Origin of the sequence: Escherichia sp. MOD1-EC7003, assembly GCF_002965065.1 — a bacterium.
In the GTDB taxonomy this organism is placed as follows: Bacteria; Pseudomonadota; Gammaproteobacteria; order Enterobacterales; family Enterobacteriaceae; genus Escherichia.
In genome coordinates, this window is sequence record NZ_PTRE01000215.1 from 1 (window position 1) to 9899 (window position 9899).

11 protein-coding genes are annotated in these 9899 nt (G+C 35.3%); 5 read left to right on the top strand and 6 right to left on the bottom strand.

The features are described 5' to 3' along the window. The 3 genes from A7090_RS23880 to A7090_RS23890 all read right to left on the bottom strand — a co-directional run. Window positions 1-681 (bottom strand): GIY-YIG nuclease family protein (locus A7090_RS23880; RefSeq protein ID WP_198599614.1); only part of this gene is annotated, 681 nt, incomplete at its 3' end. Between the two features lie 504 nt (window positions 682-1185). Next, complete coding sequence (locus tag A7090_RS23885; RefSeq protein WP_105275755.1) at window positions 1186-1563, bottom strand: hypothetical protein; 378 nt, start codon at window positions 1561-1563, stop codon at window positions 1186-1188. Between the two features lie 38 nt (window positions 1564-1601). Further along, window positions 1602-2075, bottom strand: coding sequence for a DUF4755 domain-containing protein (locus A7090_RS23890; protein ID WP_105275756.1), 474 nt, complete (start codon window positions 2073-2075; stop codon window positions 1602-1604). A 434-nt stretch (window positions 2076-2509) separates the two neighbouring features. Here A7090_RS23890 and A7090_RS23895 point away from each other — a divergent pair, with 434 nt between their 5' ends. Further along, window positions 2510-3040 (top strand): membrane lipoprotein lipid attachment site-containing protein, encoded by a 531-nt coding sequence (locus tag A7090_RS23895; RefSeq protein ID WP_105275757.1) that lies wholly within the window; start codon window positions 2510-2512, stop codon window positions 3038-3040. A 407-nt stretch (window positions 3041-3447) separates the two neighbouring features. After that, entirely contained in the window at window positions 3448-3762 is a 315-nt protein-coding gene (locus A7090_RS23905) for a GIY-YIG nuclease family protein (RefSeq protein ID WP_105275758.1), read from the top strand. A 104-nt stretch (window positions 3763-3866) separates the two neighbouring features. Here A7090_RS23905 and A7090_RS23910 read toward each other — a convergent pair whose 3' ends face one another. After that, the gene (locus A7090_RS23910; RefSeq protein ID WP_157941499.1) at window positions 3867-4847 is read right to left on the bottom strand and encodes a pPIWI-associating nuclease domain-containing protein; all 981 of its coding nucleotides are present in this window, start codon (window positions 4845-4847) and stop codon (window positions 3867-3869) included. A gap of 166 nt (window positions 4848-5013) precedes the next feature. Then, complete coding sequence (mobQ, locus tag A7090_RS23915; protein ID WP_105275760.1) at window positions 5014-6504, bottom strand: MobQ family relaxase; 1491 nt, start codon at window positions 6502-6504, stop codon at window positions 5014-5016. Window positions 6505-7643: 1139 nt separating this feature from the next. Here mobQ and A7090_RS23925 point away from each other — a divergent pair. Continuing rightward, window positions 7644-7952 (top strand): hypothetical protein, encoded by a 309-nt coding sequence (locus tag A7090_RS23925; RefSeq protein WP_105275761.1) that lies wholly within the window; start codon window positions 7644-7646, stop codon window positions 7950-7952. A 3-nt stretch (window positions 7953-7955) separates the two neighbouring features. On the opposite strand, the gene A7090_RS23930 is transcribed toward A7090_RS23925, so the two are convergent. Next, on the bottom strand, window positions 7956-8834 hold the full coding sequence (locus A7090_RS23930) for a hypothetical protein (RefSeq protein WP_105275762.1): 879 nt from the start codon (window positions 8832-8834) through the stop codon (window positions 7956-7958). Between the two features lie 304 nt (window positions 8835-9138). Between A7090_RS23930 and A7090_RS23935 the strand changes: the two genes are divergently transcribed. Both A7090_RS23935 and A7090_RS23940 read left to right on the top strand, forming a co-directional pair. After that, window positions 9139-9504, top strand: a complete 366-nt coding sequence (locus tag A7090_RS23935; protein ID WP_105275763.1) for a hypothetical protein — start codon at window positions 9139-9141, stop codon at window positions 9502-9504. Continuing rightward, window positions 9501-9806: a conjugal transfer protein TraD gene (locus tag A7090_RS23940; RefSeq protein ID WP_105275764.1), complete on the top strand. Its 306-nt coding sequence runs from the start codon at window positions 9501-9503 to the stop codon at window positions 9804-9806. The genes A7090_RS23935 and A7090_RS23940 overlap by 4 nt, the downstream gene beginning before the upstream one ends. Window positions 9807-9899 lie beyond the last annotated feature (93 nt).

Here is a 9899-nt window from a genome sequence, read left to right on the forward strand (position 1 = left end):
AATGCGTACAAGACCCCATAAATTATTGGGAACTAATTCTGGTCGAATGTATGTCATTATTTCTTCATAGACGGAAAGTGTATATTTGTATTTGTGTATATATTTTAATATTATGCTTTTATACAAAGTGTCTGCAGTACTAAAAGTGCCTCCTCTAACTTTATCAATACCATAACGGAACATATACTCGAATGTTTTAACGTTTTCTATTCTATAAACATAATTAATGTCATCAGATAAAAAGTTGGTTTTTTCTATAAGTTTTATTGGTTTATGCTTCTTTGTCCAGTCTGAGCCTCTTTTGCTTATATGTTCAAAATTTCTGTTCTTTAATCTTACCGTCATGCCGATATAGTAGTTTCCACCTTCTAGTTCCCAAACATATACATAATATTCTCTGAAAACTTTTTGCCAATATCCAACATTCTCTATACCATACAATTGGGCGTATTCATTAGCTTTTTCCTTAACTAAAGAAGGCAATTCATCATCAGATATTACATGAACATAATAAGACTCTTGTATTTTTAATGGCTTATGTAGTTTTGTCCAAGAACATTTCCCTTGATGATGTTTATCCATGGAGCGCCCTAAAAACTTTGTTATGCCGATGTAATAACAATTATCTTCAAGCTCTAATATATACATTGTATATGTTTTCTCTTTAGTTTGTTTTTTCATGGTTCATCCTATTTTTAATCTTGTTTTGAGCCGACGATAGAGAAATGCATAATATATCATAGGTTTATGATTCGTTGTCTGAAATTTGCTTAGGTTATATATAATCATAAATATTAGAATCTCTATTATGATTCATCCTCATTGAACCAGTATCAGGAGAATACAATATTCTGGTTCATTTTTGAACTTATTTTGTGAAAATATAATCTTGCCAATTATAATCGTATGCTTTTTCATCAGTAATGTATTGTTGAATATTAACCGGGATAGCATGATTTTCCTTGTTAGTAGGTTTTACTTGTTTTTATCCCGCGTCTAATGATGCTATACACACCCGATTTCAATCATTTATAAACCCTAAATTTAGGAATGATGGATTTGAGCGGAAAAAAGAGATAGAGCTTCAACAGATGCCGAAGCTCATTACAATGATGTGCTGTATCGAACGGAGTCTAAAGAGGGTGGATGATCTTACCCAGCTATATGAGTCTATCCATGTAATAATTAATCCATCAAACCGCGAGAAGTCTTACTTGCTGTCTGGCTAAAATTATAACGCTCTACAATATCCCCTTTAAACCAGAGATCCAACGATTTAATGTGTGCTGTACTGCTATTGGTCAGTAGTGCAAGGCCGGGAATGTAGTTAGATAACTGGCTTTCTCCCGTCATACTGGAATAGCTCCACATCTCTTGTCCATCGTTCGTGGCGCGTGTCTGTGGTTCCCCGAATGCGGTAAGAATCTCTTGTTGGGTAGTTTTTCCTTTGACGATTTTTAGCTTTACTGTCTGATGATTTTCATCTGTAAGAGATTTATTGCCATGTACTGTGCAACTGGCAAGTGGAAGAATAACCAATACAGCAATAAGCATTTTTTTCATTTTAGCCCCATAGGTAGATAATAATTAAAGATAGCGGATTAAAAAACATATTGTTTGAAGACAAGAAGCCAGCGTTCGCAGAGTTCTTGGTTTGACGTGGATTTATTTTTCAAAGGAACATTAATTTTCCACATGGGATTTTTAATATCATCAGTTAAAATATTTAGGCCAGAACGTTGATTAGCGGAAAGTTGTTCTCTCCAGTTAGCAATAGCGGCATTGTTCATACCTCGTAGTGTTCCATTGCCGTAAAACTTACCACCCTCTGAAAGCGTATAATTGATCTCTCTGATATTGTCATAAGAATATGTCTTGTCTCTTTCTTTATCGAAAAAACGAACTGTGCGCTGTTTGGTATCTATGACGATCCCGGTTCGCTGACATTCATAAGATAAAATATCTCCATCCAAAACTTCAGTGAAGCTGTTGTAGTGCTTTTTCTTCTGTATATCTGCTGCGGTCATGATAATAACGAAGAGCACCACTAAAAATACGATACCTGTTGCTTCCACTCCTACTTCCTCCATGTAAATGAGTTAAAGAGACTGAACCCGCTCACAGAGCTTTGCTTCGTTTTATACGTCCTACGGCACCAAACTCATGGCATCGGTCTCGGCGTTGCAAGGCTATCAGAACTTGAAATTATGATCGATATAAAAGATCGATAATTGATTATTGATAGATTTTGACGATTAAATGTGTCGTATCGATCGGTGGTTAATTGTTATCATCGATCGAATGCCAATTTATGATAGTTAAAAACTATCATGTGGTTGTTTTTGATCGTTTTAAACGATATGACGAGACGCTAAAAGAATTGAATCCTATCAATTGGTTAAGCGGTGGTTTTGCTATGTGATAACAGCCGGATCCCGCAACAACTCTAGCCCTGACCGGATTAGGTCAAAAAATATACGCAATTTTGATTATCAGGATGGATAAGCAGATGAAGAAGATTTTACTCGTTGCTGGCGTAGCTCTGGCACTGGCGGGATGTGGTGAAAAAGGCGATTTCGAGAAAGCGATCAACGCCAAGATTGGGCAGGATAAATACTGCTTCTCGCTGGATAACAATAACACCAGCTTCCCCATCCGTCTTGCCAAGCCACGGCTTGATTCAACTGGCACAGGGACCAATTCAGTGATCCTCGACGGTTTTATTGAGCAGGGCCTGATGGTTTTTGAACAGGGCTATGACTCGAATGTATTAGGGATAACAGAGGAAGGCAAAAAAGCCAAAGTCTGGAGCACAATAGACGGTGCCTGTGTTGGTCGTCGTGCTGTTGACGAGATTAAGGAATGGACTGAGCCGGGAAACGGTAATCAGAAAGTAGTTCGCGTGACTTATACGTGGAAGCTGGTTGACGTTCCGGGCTGGATTGACAAAAAAGCATTCGCCAATGTTAAAGGGATGAATGAACCTGCGGATGGTGCAATGAATCTCGTTAAAACCAGCAATGGCTGGAGAGCTAACTAAAAGGATGCTGGACCGTTAAATGCCCCTGTTGCTCTGAAGAAGAACAGTGTGGGGGCATGTTGCACGGGCTGGTTAGCCTCCGTTTTGTATGGTGTGTATCCGCAGTGGTGCGCCTAAGTCATTATCCTTATGTCTTTTGGCCTGTCTTCTCTCAGAGGTATATCTACGGAACTACTACCAGCTTTCTAATAATTGCTATCGTAGGGTTATAGCAGGCAAGCAATTTTACTGAAATTTTTTATTCAGAAGAAGAATGTAATATTAATTTATCAAAATAACATATTTTCAATGAATATGTTATTTGTGTTCTCTGTTCGCCATATATATCAGGCATTCATTACATAGACCTTGAGTACTGTGTGGTTTTAGTCTAATATCATCAATAATAAATATAGGGGCGTAAGGATATGGAAAACAATAAAAAGTATTCAATATATATTTTAGAATGCTGTGATGGTTCATATTATACTGGTATTACAAGTGATCTACAACATAGAGTTGATGTTCATAATTCAGCAGGGAAATATTGTGCTCAGCATACTAAATCAAGACGCCCTGTAAAATTGGTTTTTTCGATATCAAATATTGAATCTGGTTTTTTAGCCAGATCAGGAGAAAAATATATAAAATCGTTAACGAGGGCTAAAAAAGAAAAACTTATTGCGAATGATGAAAATATGATTAATTTATTGTTGAAAAGAATATTTAATGATGATGTGTAAAAATTACATTTGCTATTGATATCCATCATAGAACTATAAATAGATTGATAGAAGAAATTTTAAACTACTTCTATCAATCTACTGTTAAGAAATAACTGTCTGAGTTAGTCATTCCACCATGAAGATGTATTAATTACTATACCTTGGGGGGCTAATGATAAGTTTCTTAAATTATCCAATGACGCTTGTATAGAAAAATCGAAAACAAAGCTTTCATCCATTGTTGCACCAATATCATTCCTCATATCTGAGTTTGACCCCCATTGAAGAACACAATTTGCAATCCCTTGACCTTGAATTAACACAAACTGACTGCAAATTTTCGATACAGCATAGGAGTCTAATTCAAAGTTATCCACATTAGAGTGTGATGATAATACGTCTAATTCATCATAGGTTTGGCTAATGAATTCTTCTAAAAGGATCTCATCAATCACAGATTCCACCTGTTTATTGATAATATCACGTAGATCTTCCATTATTTTTAATATGCTGAATACTGTAGAAATTACAGCATGAGCCAAAGCTTCACATTTTTTATCACCAATATTAAATCTTGTTTCTCTTAAATGAGTATGTTGGTTTAGTTCTCTAAATAATTTAGTAAACTCTTTCAATCTTTTAGCAATATAGTTTTCTTCATCTTCATCTTCATCTTCATCAAATTGCAACAATTCAGATAATTTATTATCACTTAAACCGCCTTGGATAATATATTTAAACCGTTGTGCTCTGGTAATGCCGTTTTCATCATCGGTCTCATTAGTATACCAACAGCACCTTAATATATCTTCGTCAGTAGAGTATCGAGATAAAATCAGCGATATTATTTCTCGCATACAATATGCAAAGTTATTGAATCGAAGTGGGTTTCCTTTGTCGCTCAAATTATTCAATGACGCTTTATATAAATCCTTCTCAAATCCAAATGATAAATATTTTAATATTTTTTGGCTTTCTTCTAAGGAAATTAAACTGTTATATATAGCACTTCTTTTTTCTTTTCGCTTGGATAAACCTGTGTGCTGTTTTCTTTGCTGGACTTTCGCCATTTTATTGCGATTTCTTTTTGATATAGAAGACATACTTTACCTTAATAAAATCATATTTTTGAAAAAAGAAGGTAGCCCTTCTTTTAATATAGAAGCATGACACATTACTAATGGTAATGCAATCTGCTTTATGTCCTACGCCATCACACGTAAATTAAAAATGAATAAATAAACTCATCGTTATTCTATTCTGTATTTTTTATGGTTTTGGTTTTTGAATTATATGGTTTTTTATATTATCTAGCTGGTTTTCCTCAATGAAAATTAAATGATTATTAACCTCGGACTGTTTTTTCTTAGGACGGCTTGGGAAACGAACTGTCTCGTTATTATCTGATACGTTGCTATAGAACTCTGTTTCTGATGATTTTTGGCCATTGTTAAACTTAGCGCGTTTTTCAAACTCTGAGCGTGGAACCTTGACACCCAATACTTCATCAAACACATAGTTTTCTGCGATACGCTTATCATGGTCAGCATCAGTGGTATCGGGTTTCCTTTTGGCCCAGATAAATTTCTCTTTGAAGAAACTCACTACCAGTAGCGTGAAACGCTTGAACATTCCATTCTGACGCGGCTTAACCTGCTTTCTATTGCTCATGGGAACGCGGTTTATCGCTCTGGTGTTTCGAGAAGAAGGTGTTTTCAGTTTAGTGGATTTATTCGATTCAGGAGCAACCAGAACGGGTGTTCCTTCTCCTGCCATACCAACCTTACTCATCTTATTAGGGTTACGGTAAGATTTTACTGCTGGTCTCCTGCTTGTAGCTGGTGTTGCCACAATCGGTTGCTGTTCTTCTACTGTCGAGTCGTCAGGAATAATAATTTCTTCGGGTTCTGGAAGAACAGATATCGTAAAGCTTCTGACATCAACAACGATCTCCAGTGGTAGCTCACTAAATGTTGCATAAACCTTCTTGGCCTCTTCAATTTGAAGATTGCGTAGGGCTTGTTCAGCAGCTCGTTGTTCCTGTGACTCGGTGTCATTCCATTTAGCACGATGAACACGTTGCATTGCCGGACGGTTGGTTTCTGTTGCCTTGGCAAGCCAGAAGGCTTTCTCTTCAGCGCTGAATGCTTCTTCTGCTTGGGCAAGGGCATCAGCACATTGAGTTCTGAGAGAACGGTGATCGATACGTTCTTCACTGTCTGCGGCTTCAAGGTAGCTGTTCGACATCGCGGCCCACGACTCACGCCACTGAACAACCATCTTCTTATCATTCCAGCTTCTGTCTTTTTTGCCGAAGCCTTCTGGACCAATTGTTTTCAGGGTTAACATGACGTGAGCATGTGGGTTTTTACTGTCTAAATCATGGAATGCGATATCAGCTATCATCCCCTTATCGACAAAGTTTTTCTGACAGTATTCGGCAACTAATTTTTTCTTGTCATCGTTGCTGAGTTCTACAGGGATAGCGACATCAAAATAACGGGCTGTTTGTCCGTTGTTCTGGCGTTCTACTCTTTCAACTTCATTCCATAGCGCTGACGAGCTTTCAATAATATGAGAAGGTGCGGAAACCGGAGCCAATATAATATGACCATGAAGGTCTGTTCTGTGGCTAAAATCATATGTTTCACCAATGCGATCATCTGTAATACGTGTACGGGCATGGTAGGCAGCTTTCGCAACGGAAGTCATGCCTTCGCTTCGTTTCACAATTTTAAAATCCAGATGAAAAATCGCCATAAAATAAAAATCCTCAATACAAATTTAAATATCAAACCAGAAAATAAATCGAAAATATAACTATGCTGGTTTTAGTTTTTCGTAAGAAAAACTCTGGTGTTGACGTTGACCTTGTTTCCGAAGGAAACGGTGTTAGCCTGCGGCAGCAACCGTCGGTAGACCCCACACACTGCGTAGCAGTGTATAGGTGGGCATTGTCTTTAAAAAAATAAACCAATGTAAAATGCCCCTCTTATCAATTAATACGAAATATATGTATTGTTGTAAAATAATACGCCGGGTTAAGCGGCGCAAACTGGATTAAAGGTGTAGGTTTCACGTCCACAGAACAAAAAGAGTAAAGAAAAGGCCCGTAAGGGCAAAAGAGGTATTAATTATTCCCGCCGTAAGGCGGGATAGCTAAATTTGATGAAAAAAAACAATAAAATAGAGAGTGTTATGTGTTGCACAATTCACAGGTTGAGGTTGGAAAATAGAGTTTAAAATTTACAGGTGAAAATAAAAACACGAATGTGCAAAAATAAGTAACGCGGAGAGTGCCAGATGTTTTTGGTTAGTAATTACTATCACATGCGTTGCACTATTTTATTTTTATGGCAATCAAATTTAATCTATGCGGCAAAAACACTTTATTTGGATAGTTTTACTGCTAAGTGCGTAGATCTTATCTATAGACATTATTTCATTGCATTGACAAACTGATAAGATCACATATTTATTATGGTATGTGTATATTTAATATGGAGTCTTTGAATGAGAAATATAAGTATAAAAAGCCAAAACCTAATGATAATATTATTTTTATTGCTCATAAACATACTTGCGTTTATGAGCGTTGATACTACGGATAATGTATGGATAATACTATTTGCCTCTTCTGTCTTTTTTATGGACTTCGTTATTATCACTATGCTCATTATGTTTTTTATCGTCTATATTGGTAGTGTCTGGGAGAGGCTTTAACTTTTTAAGACGATCTAACACATAAAATTTTGTCTGCTTAAAACTATCTTTCAATGATGTTGTTTTTTCATTTCTACTGAGCTTTACCCACTCATGGAATTTATTATAATTTTATGATTTGACTGATGAGAATAATTGTATTACTCCATGTATAATAATTAACATAAGGAGATATAATGGAGTTTAGAAAATCTAGATATGAAGACGGAACATATTTTCATGAATTTACTTTTTGGGAAAATGCAACACTTAGAGCATTATTTGAATATCAAAAGTTACTGGATTTAGGATTGATTGAAAAACCAAAAACAGATCAAGAATTTTGTGATATTCTGGGAAAGATAATGGGGAATATAAAAGTGGTCGGCGATTTACCTTTTGCAGAGTATGAGTTGGAACAATTTGATACATCATCAATATCTATCGACTTGATAAAGCTGGTATTAAACCAGCCGTTATCAAAAATAATTAGCATTCCAGAATAAATACTATTGAATAATTGATTTTGCTAAATCGTTTAGCCGTGCTCTTTTTTTCATAGTATTAAAAAAATATGTGCCATCAAAATATATTTTTTCTTTATAGAGTATTTTTGCTGAATCTATAGTCTGATCCTGTTTTTTTTCTACAATATATAACATTACCGATTCATCATCATTTTCTGTCGAAATGGTATGATTAGAGAAATAAAACAGGATTTTATTATAAGGACTGCCTTTCTTTCTATTAACATAATACAGGCTCTTATCATAAAGTTCTGTACCGGATGTTATAAATGATTCTGAGTTTTTATCTATATTTTCTTTGATTTTTCCGTTTACTCTACAACCATAAAGAACCTGAGCATTTGCGATGTAGACAAATGATAACGGTAAATTATATAAGTTAATCGCTCTATACTGGTGTCCATCACAAGCGTTGAAATCCTCAAGCATTTGAGCTAAAACGGAATCAGAAAAATTGATGCCTATATGTGATTCAATTGAGTATATAAGTAGATCGAAATAATTTTTAACAGCATCTTTTATTTCATTATTTGATTTATTATTAATATCTCTCTTGATTTTTGCATCAAGATTTGTTGGGTTTGCAAGTGAGCAATCATCATAACCTTGTTGAGAATATGATGCGATACCCATTACATCATGTTTAACATGCTTAGCATATAAAGTTTTTGATTCCGTCTGATTATTTATTCTATTAACCAAAAGGACCGGATTGTGACATCTTGGGCATAAAGCGTATGCTTTAGTTTCTCCATTAACCTTTTGAATATAGGGATAATGTCTATGCGTTTTTTTATAAAATTTATCTAAAGTCAAATAAACTGCATTATCAGGATCAGTGATGAGACTAAAAATATTCATAATTACCTCTTATGATTAATCGTTGCCTATCATGCATTGTAAACGTTGGAGGATATAGATAAAAGAAGTTTTAGAATAATGTGTATCATTTGATAACTTAATTACTGATGATTTTGGATTAGGTGAATCACTAATTATTGTGCATATGACTTAATATTTTAAATTAAGGATGATTACAAGGGATATTTTCGGTTGTAGATTTAGGATTAACATCCTATTGTAAAATCTAATACTTTATTAATTTGACGTTATTTCTCTTTGGTGATAGTTAAATATAATATTCAATAACCAAAGGAGATAAAAAATGAATGCACAACTGGCCTATGTTTTTACTATTGATACTCGTATTCTTCAGAACAGTAATGAAAAGATTACTGAAATTTTCATTGCGAAATATAAAGAAGGAATAACGTATCATTTTGGCCCTGATATGGAACGATTTGAGTCCTGCTTTGAAGCAGCGCTTTTTGCTATTGGTGAATGGCAAATAAAAGTTGATGCGATGACACGATACCATGATGAAGATGAAGTGATGGAGTTCTTTAGCTCTATACCATCAGATGAAGCGGGTAATCTGGCGACGTCTATTTTGCTGTTCAGTGATGTTCTCGCCATGAAAGGCGTGGATGAAGTATTTGCCTATTTTTTGGGTAAGGATGATGTTGTATGAGTGATGAAAGTAAAAGATCAAGAACAGAAAAAACATTAAAACAAAAGGTGGCATTTGCTCAACTTGAACTTAACCGTCTTAAGTCAATGGAGAAATCAGAGCAAAAGAAAGTTGAAACAAGGCTCAAGATTATACTTGGGGCGGAAGTAGCTAAGGCTATGAATTGTAGTATCGAACAGGTGGATAAAGAATTTGTTATGGGTATTTTGCTCTCAGCATCTGAGTTGAATGATATTGAAAGAATAAAGTATATAAAAGCAGGGAGATGGTTTCTTGCTCAAATGGATGGTAGACAGAAATAAAAAGATTAAATAAATTTCATGACAGGGGTTGAGGGAGTGTTAGAAATTCTGTGTCATTCCAGTAATATACAATCAAAAAGGAATGACACATGT